Source organism: Enterococcus sp. DIV1420a, assembly GCF_051712165.1.
Lineage (GTDB): Bacteria > Bacillota > Bacilli > Lactobacillales > Enterococcaceae > Enterococcus > Enterococcus faecalis.
In genome coordinates this window covers 901,726-921,515 of record NZ_JBIOOI010000002.1, presented here as the reverse complement: position 1 = coordinate 921,515, position 19,790 = coordinate 901,726, and the positions used below count along the sequence as shown (strand labels likewise).

Annotated in this window: 18 protein-coding genes; 1 reads left to right on the top strand and 17 read right to left on the bottom strand. The window is 36.7% G+C overall.

The window, feature by feature from the left end:
* Window positions 1-36: 36 nt before the first annotated feature.
* The 15 genes from comGG to IGI80_RS15685 form a co-directional block, all read right to left on the bottom strand.
* On the bottom strand, window positions 37-390 hold the full coding sequence (comGG, locus tag IGI80_RS15755) for a competence type IV pilus minor pilin ComGG (protein ID WP_010820074.1): 354 nt from the start codon (window positions 388-390) through the stop codon (window positions 37-39).
* Complete coding sequence (gene comGF, locus IGI80_RS15750) at window positions 390-824, bottom strand: competence type IV pilus minor pilin ComGF (protein ID WP_002362055.1); 435 nt, start codon at window positions 822-824, stop codon at window positions 390-392. The genes comGG and comGF overlap by 1 nt, the downstream gene beginning before the upstream one ends.
* On the bottom strand, window positions 814-1,140 hold the full coding sequence (locus IGI80_RS15745; RefSeq protein ID WP_002370967.1) for a type II secretion system protein: 327 nt from the start codon (window positions 1,138-1,140) through the stop codon (window positions 814-816). The genes comGF and IGI80_RS15745 overlap by 11 nt, the downstream gene beginning before the upstream one ends.
* Window positions 1,141-1,165: 25 nt before the next feature.
* Window positions 1,166-1,552: a competence type IV pilus minor pilin ComGD gene (gene comGD, locus IGI80_RS15740; protein WP_438724166.1), complete on the bottom strand. Its 387-nt coding sequence runs from the start codon at window positions 1,550-1,552 to the stop codon at window positions 1,166-1,168.
* Window positions 1,549-1,824, bottom strand: coding sequence for a competence type IV pilus major pilin ComGC (gene comGC / locus IGI80_RS15735; RefSeq protein WP_438724165.1), 276 nt, complete (start codon window positions 1,822-1,824; stop codon window positions 1,549-1,551). Before comGC ends, comGD begins: the two co-directional genes overlap by 4 nt.
* Window positions 1,824-2,870: a competence type IV pilus assembly protein ComGB gene (gene comGB, locus IGI80_RS15730; protein ID WP_438724164.1), complete on the bottom strand. Its 1,047-nt coding sequence runs from the start codon at window positions 2,868-2,870 to the stop codon at window positions 1,824-1,826. Before comGB ends, comGC begins: the two co-directional genes overlap by 1 nt.
* Window positions 2,827-3,795 (bottom strand): competence type IV pilus ATPase ComGA, encoded by a 969-nt coding sequence (comGA, locus tag IGI80_RS15725; protein ID WP_438724163.1) that lies wholly within the window; start codon window positions 3,793-3,795, stop codon window positions 2,827-2,829. The genes comGB and comGA overlap by 44 nt, the downstream gene beginning before the upstream one ends.
* 242 nt (window positions 3,796-4,037) lie before the next feature.
* A complete protein-coding gene (locus tag IGI80_RS15720; protein WP_438724162.1) occupies window positions 4,038-5,366 on the bottom strand; it encodes an APC family permease in 1,329 nt (442 codons plus the stop codon).
* 289 nt (window positions 5,367-5,655) lie between these two features.
* Entirely contained in the window at window positions 5,656-6,729 is a 1,074-nt protein-coding gene (gene rlmN / locus IGI80_RS15715) for a 23S rRNA (adenine(2503)-C(2))-methyltransferase RlmN (RefSeq protein ID WP_002356987.1), read from the bottom strand.
* A 124-nt stretch (window positions 6,730-6,853) separates the two neighbouring features.
* Entirely contained in the window at window positions 6,854-8,683 is a 1,830-nt protein-coding gene (locus tag IGI80_RS15710) for an ABC transporter permease (protein WP_438724161.1), read from the bottom strand.
* Window positions 8,673-9,422 carry an ABC transporter ATP-binding protein gene (locus IGI80_RS15705; protein WP_438724160.1) on the bottom strand — a complete coding sequence of 250 codons (750 nt, stop codon included), beginning with the start codon at window positions 9,420-9,422 and terminating at the stop codon, window positions 8,673-8,675. The genes IGI80_RS15710 and IGI80_RS15705 overlap by 11 nt, the downstream gene beginning before the upstream one ends.
* Before the next feature lie 117 nt (window positions 9,423-9,539).
* Window positions 9,540-10,241, bottom strand: coding sequence for a GntR family transcriptional regulator (locus IGI80_RS15700; protein ID WP_002356983.1), 702 nt, complete (start codon window positions 10,239-10,241; stop codon window positions 9,540-9,542).
* Window positions 10,242-10,374: 133 nt separating this feature from the next.
* Window positions 10,375-12,795, bottom strand: a complete 2,421-nt coding sequence (locus tag IGI80_RS15695; RefSeq protein WP_438724159.1) for a DNA translocase FtsK — start codon at window positions 12,793-12,795, stop codon at window positions 10,375-10,377.
* A 171-nt stretch (window positions 12,796-12,966) separates the two neighbouring features.
* Window positions 12,967-14,178 carry an NAD(P)/FAD-dependent oxidoreductase gene (locus IGI80_RS15690; protein WP_002360017.1) on the bottom strand — a complete coding sequence of 404 codons (1,212 nt, stop codon included), beginning with the start codon at window positions 14,176-14,178 and terminating at the stop codon, window positions 12,967-12,969.
* A 28-nt stretch (window positions 14,179-14,206) separates the two neighbouring features.
* Complete coding sequence (locus IGI80_RS15685) at window positions 14,207-15,112, bottom strand: prenyltransferase (protein ID WP_002360016.1); 906 nt, start codon at window positions 15,110-15,112, stop codon at window positions 14,207-14,209.
* Window positions 15,113-15,233: 121 nt separating this feature from the next.
* Here IGI80_RS15685 and IGI80_RS15680 point away from each other — a divergent pair, with 121 nt between their 5' ends.
* Window positions 15,234-16,214 (top strand): polyprenyl synthetase family protein, encoded by a 981-nt coding sequence (locus IGI80_RS15680; RefSeq protein ID WP_002360015.1) that lies wholly within the window; start codon window positions 15,234-15,236, stop codon window positions 16,212-16,214.
* 79 nt (window positions 16,215-16,293) lie between these two features.
* On the opposite strand, the gene cydC is transcribed toward IGI80_RS15680, so the two are convergent.
* Entirely contained in the window at window positions 16,294-18,060 is a 1,767-nt protein-coding gene (gene cydC, locus IGI80_RS15675) for a thiol reductant ABC exporter subunit CydC (RefSeq protein ID WP_438724158.1), read from the bottom strand.
* On the bottom strand, window positions 18,057-19,790 hold the full coding sequence (gene cydD, locus IGI80_RS15670) for a thiol reductant ABC exporter subunit CydD (protein ID WP_438724157.1): 1,734 nt from the start codon (window positions 19,788-19,790) through the stop codon (window positions 18,057-18,059). Before cydD ends, cydC begins: the two co-directional genes overlap by 4 nt.

Below are 19,790 nucleotides of genomic sequence, written 5' to 3'. Positions count from 1 at the left end.
TTCTTCTAAAATCTAATAATTTGTAGAAAAACAACGCTATTCCAGCATTGTTTCCGCTTTTTTTTGATGAGAAACTCTCTCTTGATATTGGTATTTTCGACCAGATTTGTTTAATAAAACAGTTATTCTTAATTGTTCATTTTTATATGTATAATCGAGGGTTACTTGCGCGTATACGAGCCTTTCTTCTGTTTTTAACTTTCGTCTATTTTGTTTAACATCTGCAAGAAATAAATGAAGGATACTTTTCCCTGCATAGTATTCCTGGGTAGCTTGCGTAAATTTTTGTGTTAACTGACGTTCTTCTAGTAACTGAAGGGCGAGAAAACTCATCAAATAAACAAAGGCCATGGCCGTGAACAATAAGTTTCCTGAATATTTTTGCCTCATTAAAATTCTCCCTTTATCGGAAAAAAACTATCAAATGTTTTTTCAGAAGTAAAAGTAACTTCCAAAGTAAACGATTGTCCTTCATTTTTAAACTGTCCATTTTTGATACCAATTAACAGCGGTTGATAGCCTTTACCATTGACTCGCTTAATAATTTTATCTTCTTTGATTTGAATTGAAATAGTCTTGTTTGTTTCTGAGTCGAGGAAAGAAATCTCTTGAGCAGAGCCTGTTTGGAAAACGAGCTTTTGACATTCTTTTTCTAATTGAATTAAAAAAATATGCCAGGATTTCGAATCATTGTTTTTCAAATATTGATTTCCGATAAAACTTTGTTGAATCATCAACTGAAACAATTGACACATACAACTTAAAACGACTAGTGCCACTAAACACTCTAACATTGTAAAACCCGCATATTTTTTATTGACCAATCAAAATCGCTCCTCTTGAATCTGTCACTTTTAGTATCCTTCTTCCCTCGTTCTCCATCAAAGAAAATCGGTAAGTTTCTCCTTGATATATCCGCTCTTTGAAACGTAAATCACCCGTCTGCTCTAAAAATAAAATTGCTTCGTATCCTAGACGAGTGCGCGTTAATTCTTGCTCCCGTTGATAATTTTGCTGAATTAATTGTGTAATAGTCAGGGAGAATATCCCTGCTATCACACATACAATACTAAAACTAACGAGACTCTCTAATAAAATAAAACCGCTATAAATAGTTAATTTTCTTCGTATATTTGCCACTCCCCATCTGAAATTGTAAAATAAGTTACTGTTTCTTTTCAGTCCAAGTAAAAATATATTTCACTAAACGGCCATTGTTCCCTGACGAATGAAGAAAACTGAGCTTGCTTGGGCCACTCACTGTCATTTTTTCAGGTACAGCTAGCGAAGTCCTTCCAGCTGGTTGGTTCAATTTATCAGGAAATGAAAAGCTTTGTTGTTCTTCAAAAAACCAAACTTCTTGTGTTTCCTCTAAAACAATTGCTTGCTGTTGCGCAAAACGAAGTTGTTTTTCTACCGTAGCAAGAAACTGTTCAATTTTTAATGTTTCTTGCCAGCGGTGAATAGCGAATGTTGGGAGCATAGTCATAAAGCAAACAATCGTTAAACTAGCAAGTGTTTCCATTAATGTGAATCCTGCTGACTTGTTCATTGCTTTTCTGCTGTATATTTATCTAACTGCTCTTTAGTAATGTAGCCTTCGTTGACTAATTCATTTAAGGAAGGCGTCTTATTTTTTTCTAGTGTGTAGAGCTCGATTTGTGATTCTACAATTTTTACGATTGCTTCATTGCTTTTTTTATCAACTGTTTCTTTATGTTTCGCTAAGTTAGGAACAAAAAGTAAAATCAATACGGAAATAATCAATAAGACAATCAACATTTCTAATAATGTAAACCCTGCGTATTTTTGTTTCTTTTTCATTATAAAACTCCTTCCATATTGCCATAAATAGGCAGCAACATTGCCCCATAGACACCGATAATTAAACAAGCAATTATGATAAAAATAAATGGTTGAACAAGGGTAATGACTCGTTCAATTTTTTTGAAAAAACCTTGGAAACAGACATTACTATAAACCATCAACTCCTTGCCTAATTTTCCTTTTACTTCTCCTTGTTGAATCATTAAACCCAATGCTTTTGTAAAAAAAGGATAAGCAGCTAATTGTCTATGTAAGGTTTCACCAACTAGCAGACCTTCACTAATTGCTCCAGCTAATTCTTTCATTAAGGGGTAATTGGTTGTATGGCGCATCAAATCGATGACCTCTTTCATTTCTAATCCTTGTGCAAGCAACTTCCCCCATTCTAGTGCAAAAAAAGCACTGACGTATTCCCGATAAAGGCCACGGATAATTGGCAATTTCAGATAAATGAACGCTCGCTGAATAGCAGACTGATGCTTCAAATAACGGCTTAAAATAAAGAAACTAAATGAGAGGACAAAAACTAAGGTAACCAGAATGTACGGACTGTACACAATCAGAAGAATCCCAATATTTTTAGAATAACTATTGGCATCATTTTCCATTAATTGGGGCAATAAAAATTGCCGAATACCAACAATGACGAGAATCAAAAAAACAATCAAGAGCAGCGGATAACTAATTATTTTAAAGAACTGTTGCCGATATTTTTCCGTTTGAAAAAAATGTTCGGAAATCGCTTGTAGTGTCCCTACCAAATCCCCGTGTGCGGTAGCAAACGATAATTGAGCCGAGACCATTGTTGAAAATCCTAATTCTTCGACTAAAGCTTGTAAGGCAATGCCTGAGGAAAAACCTTCAACTAAAAAAGTTATACTGTGCTGAGGTAATGCGTTTGATTTTTTCATGAAGGAAAAACTTTCTTGTATATTAAAACCATTGGCAAGTAAATCCGCTAATAGTTTCAGAAAAAGCTGCTGTTGTTTTTTCGTTAGTTTATTCGATGGCTTGAAAATACGTTTTTTCTGTAATAAATCCATACGTCCACGCCTTTCTTAGATTCTTTTGCCAACTACTCTTTATAACAGCTTCCTTAAAGAAGAAATAATCATAAAGAATTCCCGCTACTTGTTCCTTATTAATCGTGGTTGTCAAAATCTGTTGATAAATGATACCTTGCAAGCATTCGGCCAATTCATGCTCTGGGCCACCTAATTCTATCAAACGCCGTTGCACCCCCAATAAGTTACGGGCGTGAATTGTCGCAAAAATAGTATGACCCGTTAAGGCGGCTCGAATAACTGCTTGAGCCGTCTCGCCATCACGAATTTCACCAATAATCAAAATATCAGGATGATGGCGCAAGCAAACTTTGATTAAGGCTTCATAAGTTAACTGAATTTTTTCATTTGTTTGCAACTGTAAAAACTGCTTTTCCTCAATTTCAACAGGATCCTCAATCGCTATCACTTGTTGTTCGCCACTTATTTGTTTAGCCACACGATACATGGTTGTTGTTTTCCCAGAACCAACTGGCCCACTGAATAAATAAAGTCCTCGTTTCTGACAAGATGCTTCAATTTCATTCAGCTGGTGGGGAAAGAAAAAATGTTCAGCTTGTTCACCAAATCGGTGCAAAAAACGAATTACCAAGCTCTCTCGATTCTGAAAATCTCCCACAGATGATAAACGCAAGCGTTGCTTCGTCTCGCCAATTAGATAAGTTGTCGCGCCTAATTGTGCTTTTCGTCTTTCTCCGACATCCATGCCGCCTATAAATTTAAAGTGGAAAATTAACTTTTCGCCTATTTCTGCGGAAACTTGTGTGTAAGGTGTCCGTTGCATCCCTGTCCGAAAAGAGATAGCTATTTCGGTATCATTGGGTAAAAAATAAACGTCTTGCGCCCCATGAAGGACGCCCCATTCAATTAATTGATGGGCCAATTTCTTTACATTTTCAGTCATTCATTTCCTCCTCTCACTAATAAACTACGCATTTATTTTATGATTTCAGCAAAAAAAAAGAACCTTCACCAATAAGATGAAGGTTCTTTTTTTGAAGTTTGTGCTGTCCATCTATCTTCCCCAAAATAGTGGAACTCCTAGACACTTAAGTATTATACTAAAAAAATCTTGCGTTTAGTTTTCAAAAATTTCTCTGAATCACAAAATTTTTGAGAAAAACTATGATAATCTGATTGGATCGTTTACGTTTTTGGCTTCGTTTTTTGTTTATTAACTAAATAAACTGGAATTCCTAAAAGCGTAATTCCTATACCAATCAATGCTAGAATAGGCTGTGTAATACTCGTTGTAACCAAGATGAAGATACCACCTAGACTTGCGATAATTGGAATAATTGGATAGCCAGGAACTTTATACGGTCGTTTTAATTCAGGTTCTCGTTTTCTTAAAATAAAAACGGCTAAGAAAATTAATAGATTAAACAGCCACATAACAAAAACTAACATATCCGTCAATAAATCGAAGGTCCCGAAAAACATCATGATAATGGCTACAGCTAACTGGTAAATTCCAGCAACGTAAGGAACAACAAAGCGTTTAGACAACTTTTGAAACTGACGACTAAAAGGCATCAGATTATCTAAGGCTAAGGCATAAGGAATCCGAATCCCTGTCATTGTGTAGCCGTTTAACGCACCATATACAGAGATTAAAATCCCAATAGTTACGATTTTGCCGCCAATTGGTCCAAAAATAGCCACAGAAGCATCCGAAGCTGCATTCAAATTCCCAGCGATTTGCTCAATTGGTAATGTTTTTAGAAACACAAAATTAATTAAAGCATAAATTAAAGTAATCAATAACAAACCAAAAATAATGGCTTTAGGCAAGTCTCTTTCTGGTCGCTTCATTTCACCAGCCACGTTACCCACACCTAGCCAGCCATCATAAGCAAACATGGTGGCAACTAAGGCGCCACTAAAAGCAACTAAAAAGCCAGTATTCGCTGTTGTTTCAATGGGAAAAAGCGAAACAGCTACTTGTCCTGGAGTAAATAACCCCACTAAAGAAATCAAGGCAATTGGAATCAGTTTTACCACCAATGTCGTTGATTGGACCAAAGAAGCAATTTTTGTTCCTAATAAATTAATTATCGTGATACTGGTTCCCGCAAGAATGGCAATTGGAATCAATAAATTTGCCGATAAATGAAACAAATTGATTAGTTGTGTACTAAAAATAATGGATAACGCCGAAATGTTGGCAGGATAATAAATGATACTTTGTGCCCACCCTAAAAGAAAACCAGCTAATTTACCATATGTATATTCAATATACTTCACTGCGCCACCTGTTTCAGGGATTGCTGTAGCAAGTTCGGCGCTGGTTAATCCTGCACAAATGGTTAAGGCACCACCTAACACCCAAGCAAAAATAGCTAAACTAGCTGACTGTGCGTGTCCAACGACACTCGCAGCTTTAAAGAAAACACCAGCGCCAATCACCGTACCCATTACCGTGGATAACGCACCAAACGTTGTTATCTCTCTTTTTAATTGCTTTTTCTCCATAGACTCCCTCATTTCATTTAAACTAAACAAGCGTAACAAAATTTCACTTTCTTGAAAAGATAACGAAAATAATAGCTGTTTTCATGAAAAATTCTGTGACGATCTCTTTTCAGTATAGCTATTTCTTTTAGAATTTCAAGTTTGAAAACCACAAAAAGAAAATTTGTCATAAAAGTTTTAGAGCATTCATCTTTTGTTTATAAAAAAGAATGGAAAAACCGACGATTTTTTATTAAATAAACGAAAAATCGAATCAAAAAGAAACCTTTCTGATCCGATTTTAACTACGTTATTGGTTTTTGACTTTTTCTTTTTTCATTTGTTTGCTACGTAATTGTCCGCAAGCCGCATCAATATCTGTTCCATGCTCTTTACGAATAACACAATTGATGCCATTCTTTTTGAGTACATCATAAAATTTTAATACCGCTTCTTTAGAGCTTCGGCTATATTGATCGTGTTCACTCACTGGGTTATACGGAATCAGATTAACATAAGAAAGTTTTTTCTTATTCCGTAGTAAATCTGCTAATTGTTGAGCATGTTCTGGTCGGTCGTTCACTTGACTCAACATAATATATTCAAATGTAACACGTCGGTTGGTTTTTTCAATGTATTCATCAATTGCTGCCATTAATTTTTCAATTGGAAAACTACGATTAATCCGCATAATTGATGTACGGACTTCGTTGTTAGGAGCATGTAATGAGATTGCTAAGTTTACTTGTAGTCCACTGTCTGCAAATTCACGAATTTTTGGCACTAAACCACTTGTTGAAACTGTAATATGGCGGGCACCAATAGCCAAGCCTTTATCATCATTAATCGTTCGTAAAAAGTTCATGACATTGGCGTAATTATCAAATGGTTCACCAATTCCCATCACAACGACATGGCTAACACGTTCATCCAACCCACGTTCATCGAAATAATGTTGCACCCACATAATTTGGGCAACAATCTCGCCAGCAGTTAAATCTCTTTGTTTTTTTAATAGCCCACTAGCACAAAATGTACACCCAATATTGCAACCAACTTGAGTGGTCACACAAACAGATAATCCATATTCTTGACGCATTAAGACTGTTTCAATCATATTTTTATCTGGTAATTCAAATAAATATTTCACGGTACCATCTTGCGCTTCTTGCACAATGACTTGTTTTAATGGATTTAATGAAAAATTTTCTTCTAATAAAGTCATCAACGATTTAGAAATGTTCGACATTTCACTAAATGAAGCAACACGTTTTGTATACAACCATTCCCACACTTGTGTTGCGCGAAATTTCTTCTCGCCATGGGCTAAAAACCAGTCCACAAGCTGTTCTCTCGTCAGTCCATAAATGGATTCTTTCTGCATTTCTTTTCCTCATTTCTGCTATTACATTCGCTTCATAACTATAACGTATTCTCACTTTGAATGCAATATCACGAAGAACATCAAAAAAAATCGTTAAGCGTGCATGCTTAACGATTTTTTATAATTAATCTTTCACTAAGTGATAAACTTTCTTGAAGTAGAACGTTCTGGCAATTAAATAGTAAACGACCTGAATCAATAAGAAAACGCCTAAAACTTCCCAGCCAGCTAATTGCATTGGCTGATCTAAGACAGCATACATTGCTTTCAAAGCAACAGCTCCATGAATAAATGAAACAACAATTGGGGTAAAGAATAAAATACCTACTTGTTGGTAAATCATTTTCTTCAATTCTTTTTTCGTCAAACCAAGTTTGTAAATCATCTTGAATTTTTCAACGTCCGTATTCATATCACTGTATAAACGGAAGTATAAGAAACTACCCGCCGAAACAAAGAACACGATACCGATAAATAGTCCGACAAATAGAACTGGCGTATAAAATTGCGTAATGGCTGCCGACATTGCAGCTGTTCCTAGTAACATGGGATACTTGTCACCAATAATATTTTCTGCTTTTATCAATTCTTCACGATCAGTTCCTGCTTTGGGCTGCCAAATGGTATTTATTTCACTTTTAACTCCGTCTAACGGTGTTGTATCAGGAACAACTAAAATCCCTCCAGCTGTTGGCAAAACATTGGTTTTAGAGATTTTATCGACTTTTAAAGTTTGATTGTTAGCTAAACTAACTGTTTTTACGTCCACAAACATATCTGAAGGAACATTTTCTTGTTTTAAATTAACTACGCTATTCCCATCAATCGTTGGTTCGTCAATCATTTTTGCTAACTTATTATATTCTGATGCTTGAATTAAGCGGATACCTTCATTTGTTGTAAATTGTGGATACTCCACTTCATCAAACTGAATATTTTTTTCTTGGAATGTTTTTGTCGCAAATTGTTTCATTTCTTGATTTTCTGGGTTGGTCGAATCAGACAATGTCAGTTCGTACGGCACAGAACTTATTCCTTTAAAAATCATCTCATTCACGCCGTATAACGTTCCAATGGCAGCAAAAGCAACCGTTGATATCACCGAAACCAAGAAGAACGAACGTGCATTATCTTTCATGCGGAATGCTAAATCTGATAAAACGACTATATTGGTTTTTTTCCAAAAGATTTTTGGTTTCCGTTTTAAACGTTCAATGACAGAAACACTCAATTGGTCAAATAAGAATTTTGTCCCTAAAATAACTAAGAAAATTACTGGGAACATCACCATTAAAACTAACTGTCCCTTAGCAACTAAAGCAATTCCGTAACCGACAATTAAAAGTAACACGGCTAAGAAAGATTTAACTTTAGAGCTTTTGATTTCACCTTTACCCATTTCTCCTGCTTTTAATAGCTCTTGAAGTGTCGCTTTTGGCAAGCGGAATTGAATAAAGAAAGAAATTACTAAGAACAAGACCGCAAATGAAATGACAGTAATGATAAACGGCATCACTGGCAAATAAAAACCTAAACCTAGATGCATTAATAAATTGCTAATCCATAAAATAAACTGTGAAAATCCAACACCTAAAATGCTACCAAAAATTGTAGCAAAGAAACCAATCACTAAGTTTTCAATAAAAATCATTTTCTTTAACTGTTTTGGACTCATCCCTTGAATCATCAAGGTTCCAAACTCTTTTTTCCGAGATTGGATAAAGACATCCATCGAGTATAAAACGAATAAGAAAGAAAAACCATAGATTATAATTGCCGCAGCCGTCATTCCCATTTGTGCTTTAGGATTTAAACCATTAGCTAAGGCTGGGTGAAAGACAAAACCAGTGAACGTAAAAAAGATCATCACAGAAAACATTGTACTTAGGAAATAAGCCAAGTATAAATGCTTATTTCGAATCGTGTTTCTTATAACAAACTGATTAAAATTCATTATCGACACCTTCAATCTCAGCCAGTTTCATCATGATTAAATCGTAGAACTCTTTTTGGTTGCCGTTTTGGATAATTTCATCAATTAATTCACCATCTTTAATAAAGACGATGCGCTTGCAATAACTTGCGGCTAGCGGATCATGGGTCACCATTAAAATAGTCGCCGCTTCTTCTTCATTTAATTGTTGTAACAAGCCCATCACATCCTTAGATGATTTCGTATCTAAGTTTCCTGTTGGTTCATCAGCCAATAATAATTGTGGATGATGAATCATTGCCCGAGCAACGGCGACCCGTTGTGCTTGTCCACCAGAAATTTCTGCAATTCGTTTTTTCAACAGATGATTGATACCTAAACGCTCACTTAATTCTGCTAATTGTCGTTTCATTACAGAGACTTTTTCTCCATCAAGCGTCAATGGCAAAATAATATTTTCTTCAACAGTTAATGTTGGCATTAAATTAAAGCTTTGAAAAACAAATCCTAATTCTGTACGACGGAATTTAGCAATTTGTTCTTGATTCAAATTGTTTGGATTTTTTCCATTTAAAAGTATTTCACCGTCTGTTGGACTATCGATTGTTGCCAACAAATTTAAAAGTGTACTTTTTCCACTTCCAGAAGGTCCCATAATACCAATAAATTCACCATCTTGGACAGTTAAATTAATCCCTTTTAAGGCTTCATATTTAATTTCGTTTCCGTAAACTTTTTTCAAATTTTGTACTTCTAACATATTTTCCACTCCTATTCTTCTCACTCATTTAGTGTATCGAAAACGAAAAAAAACGACAATAGAAAAGAATAACAATGAACTTACATTACTGTAAGTGCACTGTTATTCTTTTAAAAGTTATGCTTCATATTCAATCACATAAGGATGAATCTTCGTATTATAAATAGCTTCTGAATATTCTACGCAACGACCTGTTGGGCTTAACGAACGCCGAATTCTTTTTAAGCCCGTTGTTTCAGTTGTTTGCAACATCTTTTGCTCTGCTTCTGTCAAAGTTGCAACTTCAAAACGGTCTTCAAATTTATAAATTTCAATGGCATGTCGATCCATCAAACGATACAAGGATTCTTCTTTGTATTCAGTCAATGATACGTCTTTCATGGCAGCTGGCAAATAGTAATTAAAATAAATATAGGGTTGTTCATCGATTAGATATAACCGTGAAAGGTGAACCACTTCTTCTCCTAAAAATTGATAAGCCGGCATCTCTTTTGACAACGTCAAGTTTTCAACTTGTAAAACTTTTTTAGTGACTTTCTGACCTGATTCATTCAAAAATTCAGTGAATGTCCCTGCTTTTGATAGTTTATTATAGGGACGATTGCTTAACACAGTTGTGCCCCGGCCACTTTTTTTCTCAACAAATTCTTCTGTTGCTAACATTTCGATTGCTCGCCGAATCGTAATTTTACTAACGTTAAACATCTCTTCCAATTCTGTTTCTGTTGGTAAAAACGTTCCTACTGGATACTTGCCACTCAAAATATCTTCTTTAATCTGATCTGCTACTTCTAAATAAAGCACGCTCTTTCTTCTCATGATACGCTCCCTCCCAACCGCACTATTCCTTTCTATTTTACCAGAAAATGATGATTATAACATGATGCTTTGCTGAAATTATAAAAAAAGAACAAAAATAGATAAATTTATCTATTTTTGTTCTTTTTGTTTATTATTCTGGCATCTCAGGTGCTGCCTCTTCTGATTCCGCTTGTAGAAAGACTTTTCTTGGTTTACTACCTTCTGATGGTCCAATAACTCCGTGTGCTTCCAATTCATCCACTAAGCGAGCCGCACGATTATAGCCAATTCTAAAGCGTCTTTGTAGCAATGAAATACTAGCTGTTTGCATTTCAACCACCAAGTTTTTCGCTTCTTCAAACAACTCATCTTGAGGAGCTTCGCCTCCGCCTGAAGTGGTCGGTTCATCTGTTGGCATCATGCTTTCTTGATATTCAGCTTCTTGTTGGTCCGTTACAAACGCAACCACTCGTTCGACTTCTTGATCAGAGATAAAGGCCCCTTGGATACGAATTGGTTTATTTTCTCCCATTGGTAAGAAGAGCATATCACCTCGACCTAATAGTTTCTCCGCCCCGTTGGTATCAATAATGGTACGCGAGTCTGTCCCACTTGAGACCGCAAAAGCCATTCGAGAAGGGACATTTGCTTTGATAATTCCTGTAATGACATCCACACTTGGCCGTTGTGTCGCTAAAATCATATGAATGCCCGCTGCCCGTGCCATTTGGGCTAAGCGGATAATCGCATCTTCTACTTCATTACTTGCCACCATCATTAAATCAGCTAATTCATCAACAATGACAACAATAAATGGCAGAATCGGACGATTTTCGCCATCTTCCGCATTTTTCTGTTGAATTAGTTGATTGTAACCAGTGATATTTCGGACGCCTGTTGCTGCAAATTTTTCATAACGAAATTCCATTTCTTGAACTACTTTTTGCAGGGCTTGTGCCGCTTTTCTCGGATTAGTAACCACTGGCGTTAATAAATGAGGAATCCCGTTATACACATTCAATTCCACCATTTTCGGGTCAATCATCATTAATTTTACTTCATGGGGTTTCGCTTGCATCAAAATACCTGTGATGATGCCATTGATAGCAACCGATTTCCCACTTCCTGTCGATCCCGCAATTAATAAATGCGGCATTTTTGATAGATCCGCAGTTTGAACCATCCCTGAAATATCTCGACCTAAAGGTACTTCTAATAGTTTATCTGGATGACTTGGTTGTGCCTCAACAATATCTCTAAAGGATACTGTACTAATTGCACTATTAGGAACTTCAATCCCGATTAGTGATTTCCCAGGAATCGGGGCCTCCATACGAACATCTTTGGCCGCAAGCGCTAAAGCAATGTCATCCGTCAAGTTAACAATTTTGCTAACTTTTACCCCAACAGCGGGTTGAACTTCAAATTTTGTGACAGATGGTCCTAAACTAGCTTTGACTACTTTAGCATCAACACCAAAACTCTTGAAGGTTTGTTCTAAGACGCCAATATTTTTTTCGATTTTTTCATATTCACCACTTTGATCCGTTGCTTGAATTGTATCTAACAAATCAGTTGGGGGTAGTTGATAATCACGATCTTCCGCTTCTTCAGAAATTTCAAATTCGAGAACACCAGCTTCATCTGCCGCCTCTTCTTCCTGCTCTCGTTGCGGTTTTGTTGTTGCAATTGGTGGTACAGGCATCGCCTGATTTTGCTGTTGAAACGAATCAATTTGAACAGGCGTTGGTGCGGCCGGTTCTTCCACCATTGGTTGGTGGGTTTCAACTGGTGTTTTTGTTAAGCGCTCGGCTGCCGCTTGTTCCATCCGTTCCCGTTCTTGTAATTTTTGTTGGGCAGCGGCTTCAATTTTTGCTTGGCGTTCTGCAGCCCTAGCTTCTTTCTTCGCTGCTCGCTTCGCCTCTTTTTCTTCTTGTCGCGCCTGTGATTTTGCCGAAACATGACTTAGGCGATCTTGAATACTTTGGAAATGATCAACAATTTGCTGAAAATCCCACATACTCATCAAGAAAATACCTGCTAACAGTAGCAATGTAGCAATTAAATAGCTGCCAAATTGTGCCACCAAAAAGTACGTTCCTTGATAAAGCAGCGCGCCAATCATACCGCCCCCTACGTTTTGCGTCACTTGGTTAGCTTTTAAATCGCTTTGCAAAAATTCCCAAGTGTTACCTAAAATATCTGGTTGACTGCCACTAACATTTCGAAACATAAAGGCATGGAAAAATAACAAAACACTAATATAAATCAGAACAGCCCCAAAAATAGGGCGCCCTCTTTTTAACGGAAAATCTTTCCCATAAATCATGACTAATAAGCCATACAGGATTAGTAAAATCGCTGCAAATGGAAAGGTATTACCTACAACTAAGCGTAAACAATTCGCTAATAACGTGCCTAAAAACCCTAAGCGAAAGAGTCCAAAGACACCGAATAAAATAAAAATCAGGCCAAGAAACATATAATTTAAACGTTCTTGTTGTTGCTGTTGTTTTTTGGTCTTTTTCTTTGTCGTACTTTTTTTCTTATTTGTTGCTCTTTTTTGTGCCATTTAACTTCCCTCTTTCCATCACTTCTCATTATACATAAAAATGGAATCGAACAAAAGTGCCCACCTCATTTTACTTGAAAAATCATGGAAATTTTTTAAAAACTTTCATTTAAGAAAAATGGAACAATGGTCTCTTGACCACTGTTCCATTATTTCTTATTTTGCTGATTCTTAATGGTATAAGTCGAAACGACCTTTAGCCATCATTTCTTTGGTACCACCTGTTTCAAAGAGCGCTTTGTTCATGATGATTTTTTTCATGAATGAAGCTGGGTATCCTTTAATGTCTGTTTTACCAACAATTCCTAAAGCACGTGTATTTCCGACAGAACAAACAGAACCTTGTGATTTAAAGCTGAAAGGTTTAGTTGCTTCCCCTTTCAATTGCGCTTGAATATTTTTAGCAGCATGAGCGCCCATCTTCAAGGCGATTTGTGCTGTCGTTGGGTAAGGTCGATTAGTTTCTGTATCCATAACTGCTGAGCAGTCACCAATAATATAGACGTTGCTATGGTTCGCATCTGTTAAATCTGGTTGAACCATGACACGACCACGACGAGCTTCAAATCCAGAATCGCCTACAACGTGGCTTCCACTAACACCCGTTGTCCAAATAATTGTTTTAGCAGAAAGTTCTGCCAAGTCGCCTGCTTCGTTATCTTGATAAACAACTGCGCCTGGTTTGATTTCTTTAATCGGTTTACCTAATAATAAATGAATAGCTGAATCTTTTAATAATTGCACACCATAGTTCGCAAGTTTTTCGTTAAACATCGGCAATAGGCGAGTAACTGCTTCGACACAATAAATTTGGATTTGATCTGCTGAGACACCTGCGATTTCAGCAAATTTTGGTTTGTTTTCAACAAGAGAACCTAATAATTCAATCCCTGTAAAGCCTGCTCCGCAGACAACAATTTTTAAGAATTCTTCGTTTTGAGTTGCTTTGTATTGACGCATTTGTTCTTGGATATGTTCATACACGTTTAAAGCCGTTTTCACATCTACCATTTGTAGAGCATGTTCTTGCACACCAGGGATACCAAATGATTCTGATTCAAACCCAAGAGAAACAACTAAGTAATCATAATTGATTGTTTGACCATCTTCTAAAGCAACTGTTTGTGTTGCAGCATCAATTGTTTTAACTGTTCCTTGGATAAAGGTGGTCATTTTTTCATCGACAACATCCATAATATTGTATGTGATTTTTTCAGCTGGTTGTGTTCCAGCAGCAACTTCATGTAAGTCCGTTGCTTCGTAGTGATAGTTATTACGATCCACTAAAGTAATTTCGACGTCTTTGGCGCCTTTTTGTAATTCGCGTAATGTTTTTAAGCCTGCGTAACCAGCACCTAAAATAACAACATGTTTCTTATTCATTTTGATTCCCTTCCACTCTATAAAAAATTTACAGCCACCACAAACCTATGGCAAAAAATAGCACTTGTGCAGTTGCTCCCACAGCTAAGATCTTCACAGCACAAACAAATGTTTTACTCTTCACTTGTTCCTTCAATAAGGCTTGGGTTTGTTTCCGTACAAAAGGTAAAGTTAAAAGCATGAGTAACATTGTTGGCGGGGTTAATCCTAAACCGACAGCTAACAAAATGGCTAACATTGCTATTGTATTTAATCCGACGAATAATTTCAAAGAACTTGCTTTGCCAAGATAATGAACTAATGTATATCTCTTGTTATTTTCATCTTCCTCTAAGTCACAGATATTATTTGCTAACATTAAGTTAGCAATGTAACAAGTGTTAGGTAAGGCGACTAAAAAAATTCCCCATAAATTAGCTGCTGACCAATTGAAAACTTCAAACGTATTAATGTAGACACAAATAAGGGTAATCATGAACCCCATTGTAAATCCTGAGAAAACTTCCCCTAATGGTAGACTGGACAAAGGTTTCGGTCCTGATGAATAAAAAATACCAATTAAGTAACAATAAAGACCCATAATTAATAACGGCCAGCCGACAATAAATGACAACCCAATCCCCATTAAAGCAGAAACGAGAATCATCCAAAAAATCATTTTGCGTATTAATGGCAAAGATAAATTTTCTCGACCGATAATATTCGTTTTTTCCTTATAATCATGAACTTCTGTAGCATGATGGTAATCATTATAATTATCTAAAATATCGACCGCCATATTAAAAATAAACATCGCAATGAAAAAAATTAAAACATAACCAACATGGAGCCGCCCATATTGGTACCAACTAAAACAAATTCCTAACAAAAATGGCAAAACACTCGCTGTTTTTGCTTTTAATTCTACTAATTCAAAAAATATTTCTCGATTCAAACTATCCCTCCGCTACTTTTTTACAAACTTTGTTACTTTTAAAACTTAATTACTGTATTTCTGTCGCCAATTCGTATACAATCAAATAGTATTGAACCACTGAAAGGATCGTAGTATATTTATGAACACATTTTGGAAGTCGTTTCCTGACGTTGAACGTTCTTTAACGGAAACATGTGAATTAATTGAACAAACGTTGCATACACGCAACGAAGACATTGAAGAAGCCTTAGTAACTTTGGCTCGTTCTGGCGGCAAATTATTACGCCCCGCTTTTTTCTTTCTTTTTGCTCAACTGGGTGATGAAGAAAAACAAGAGAAACAACAATTATTAAAAATAGCTGCATCTTTGGAAATCCTACATATGGCTACGTTGATTCACGATGACATTATTGACGATTCTCCATTGCGCCGAGGCGCTGTGACTATTCAATCACAATATGGTAAAGACGTGGCTGTTTACACAGGTGATTTACTATTCACTGAATTCTTTACTTTGATTGCAGATGCCATGAATGGCTCTGAATTTATGAAAATCAATGCACAAGGAATGAAACGGTTATTACTTGGTGAACTCGATCAAATGAGTCATCGATTTGACCGCCGCATGTCGATTCCTGCTTATTTAAGAAGTGTCAACGGCAAAACAGCCGAACTTTTTTCACTAAGCTGTCTTGAAGGGGCCTATTTCGGTCATAGTTCAAAAGAAGTCCAACGTTTAGCTAAACGAATTGGCCGTCATATTGGCATTGCTTTTCAAGTCTATGACGATATTTTAGATTATACTGCTGACACGGAAACCTTGAAAAAGCCCGCTTTAGAAGACTTGTCACAAGGTGTTTATACGTTACCCCTTCTCTTCGCTTACCAAGCAGCACCTGACGTATTCAGCCCTTATTTGGATAAAGGACGCGCCATTACCTTAGAAGAAGCAGCTGAAGTTGCGGCGCTAGTCAACGACTATCATGGCGTTACAGAAGCACAAGCTTTTGCTAAAAAAGTAACCAACAAAGCAATCACTGATATTCAACAATTGCCTGATGGCACAGCAAAAGAAACCTTACTTTCCTTAACTGAGCTCTTATTACATCGTTCATTTTAAACGTTTTATGGAAGAATTGCCATTAATTGAAATAGAAAAACGACTGATTGTTTGCTTTAATCAACAACCAGTCGTTTTTTTATTCCTCGAAAGAACTAATGCCACGATCAATTCGGTAAAGTTTTTGATAATGCGCATTGGTTACAAGTAATTCTTCTGGTGTACCACTCATCTCTAATTGGCCATCTTCAATAAAGATCACTTGATTCATCAAAGTTACGCCTTGCAAATGGTGGGTAATCCAAATGACAGTTTTATCTTTTAATGCCTCAAAAAAGGTTTCCAGCAATTGCTGTTCTGTAATTGGATCTAAACCAGTAGTTGGTTCGTCTAATAACACAATCGGTGTATCTTGCAAAAGAATCCGCGCTAGTGCCAAGCGATGTCGTTCGCCACCAGAAAAACGCAAACCTGCTTCATCCACCATTGTTTGTAAACCTTCTGGTAATTGGGTAACCATTTCTTTTAAGCCAACTTTTTCTAAAACCGCCCAAACTTCTGCTTCGCTTGCTTCTTCTCTACCAATCCGAATATTATTTAAAATGGTTGTTCGAAATAGGTACGGTGCTTGATGCATAACCCCAATATATTCAGTCATCGTCTCACCAAATGCCTCAGTTGGGATGTTTCCTAAAAGGATTTCTCCCGAAGTAGGCCGTAAATCACCACGAATGAGCGAAGCCAACGTACTCTTTCCGGAACCACTGCGCCCTAAAATCGCTAATTTTTGTTTTTCAGGAATTGTTAACGATAAGTCATTTAATACCTTTTTCTCTTGATTTTCATATGAAAAAGACAAATGTTCTATCGATAAAGTGGTGCCATTTGGCTGAACAGGCGCTTCTGTTGAGTAATCTTCCCCTTCAGGAAGCTCATTAAAACGACGAATGGAATCCTTATAAATCGTTGTTTCCTGTGCTGCAGCAGGTAGCGGAGCAAAAGCATCAATTAACGGAAAAACGGTTAAAACAAAGGCACCAATCCAATTGGCTGCGCCCCCATGATTACCTGGAAACCGCACACTAGTCCAAGCTAAGACAGCAATCGCAATCACCCCAAACAGAAGTTGTAAAAAAAAGTCTCGGCCACGGTTAAATTGCTTCATTTTTTCATCTAATGCACGAACGTTTGCTTCATCTATTTCATAACGAGCAACGAATTCAGAGCCTCGTTGACTAAATACCCAATCAGACACACCTAGAATATTGTCGGTTAGTGTTTGATATAACTCATTTTTGGCATATTTATGTTTTTCTTGACGCGCACCATTCACTAGAACTGAAACAAATGGTAATAGAAAAACAACCACTCCTAACATCAGTAACATGCATAAAGCAAACCACCAAGAAAAGAAACCTAATGCAATCACTAAAAAGATATACAAAATCCAAGCAATAACGGTTGGGAAAATCGTTCGTAAATATAAGTTTTGGATATGATTAATATCTTCCGAAAGCAAACCTAAGATATCCCCAGTGCGATATTTTGTCTTAAAGAAAATCGCATCTTTTTCTAGCACATTATAAAGTTTCAAGCGCAGATCAGAGGTCATTTTTAACACCCAGTTATGACTCGTTAGACGCTCCACATAACGAAAAACAGGACGGCCAATCCCAAATGCTCTTGTTAAAACAATGGGAATATAAATTAATAAAATATTCTCTGGTAAGGAAGCCGCACGACTGATTAAGTAACCAGACGTAAACATTAATGCCCCTGCGCTAAAGAACGTCAAGAAGCCTAAAAGTAAGGCAAAATACAAGGTTTTTTTATAGCGTTTTAAGAAAGGACGAACCCATTGATCGTTTTTCCAAACGTCTTTCGTTGTCGGCTGTTTTTCCATCATTGGCGTCCTCCTCTCATTTGCTTCATTAATTGAACATAGTAGCCATCTTTTTCAATCAACTCTGCTAGCGTTCCTTGTTCCACTAATTGACCTTTTTCCATCACTAAAATGTAATCCATTTCTTCCATCCAATGCAGACGATGTGTCGCAAAGAAGACAAGATGATTGTTCATTAATGGCAACATGCGCTCTTTCATTTCAACTTCTGTTTCAATATCCAAATGCGCTGTCGGCTCATCAAACAGCAAGACGTGGCGTTTTTGATCGACAAAGGCGCGGGCCAACGCTACTCGTTGCGCTTGTCCCCCACTTAACATTCGACCACTTTCCCCAATCAAGGTATGAATTCCTTCGGGAAGGTCTTTAACCAGCTCGTCTAAGCTAACTAACTGAATCGCTTGCTGAATCGCCTCATCTGTTGCTTCAGGTGTATAAAAGCGAATATTGTTTGCCAAAGTATCTTGGAAAATATATGGTGCTTGCGGAATATAAAGGATTTGTTTTTGCCAGTCTTTTTGTAAAAAATGTGGAATCGTTTGGCCATTTATCGCCAATTGACTCGTTTCTTCTGTTGGCAATAAAAAGCCACTTAATAAATTAATTAACGTTGACTTACCAGAACCACTCGCCCCAATAATTCCAATCTTTTTGCGACCATCAACAGAGAATTGCAACGATTGAATTGCTTCTTGCGTTGCATCTTCATAGGAAAAATTTAACGCTGTGACTGACAACTGACTTTCTTGATGCCAATCATCTAACGTGAGCACATCGGTCTGTTCTGCTTCTGGCAATGCTAATACCGCTTTGATCGCTTGAAAAGAGTTTTTTCCATCTAAGGTTGCATGATAATCACTTGAAAAATCACGAATCGGTAAAAAGAACTCAGGTGCTAAAATTAAAGTAACCAAGGCAGGAAATAATAAAATCGTGCCGTTTAATAAACTTAATCCAAGGAAAACTGCTACAACAGCTACCGATAATGTCGTAAAAAAGTCTAACGCAAAGGTTGATAAAATAGCAATTTTCAATGTACTCATGGTCGCTTTTCTGAATCGTTCACTTGTATGGTAAATACTCCCAGCATATTTTTTGCTCAACCCAAACAGTTTCAGCGTGTCAATTCCTCGCAAGGAATCAATAAAATGATTGGAAAGCATTTGAAACGCCGCATATTGCTTGTCCGCTTTACTTTGTGCTGCATAACCTAACACAATCATAAAAATAATAATAATCGGAAAAACAATCAGCAATGTTACGCCTGAACGAATATCTTGTGTAAAAACAAAGGCCAAAATAATCCAAGGAATAATCATCATATTCATCATTTTCGTCAAAATCAATTGTAAATAATTTTCGGTTTGACTGATGCCTTCTAAAGCCATGGTAACCATATTTCCAGTTCCATTTTTTTGAACAACATTTGGCCCCAAACGGAAAATTTTGGTTAATAATTGTTCGCGTAATTCTTTCGAGCGTTCATAACTAAATGTATCGAGCATTCTCTCACGAAAATACGTAATAACATGTCGACCAAGATAAAAAATAAAAAAGAGTAAAATACTCTGTAGTTGTTGGTTAAGATGCCCGCCACTCCAAAGGCCGACAATGGCTTTTGAAAGAAAAAAAGCTTGCCCAATTATAAAGACTGCTTGCAGGAAAGAAAAACCTGCAAGCAAGACAAGAATTTTTTTGATTTTAGGCATCTGTAAGATGTCTTTATCAATCAT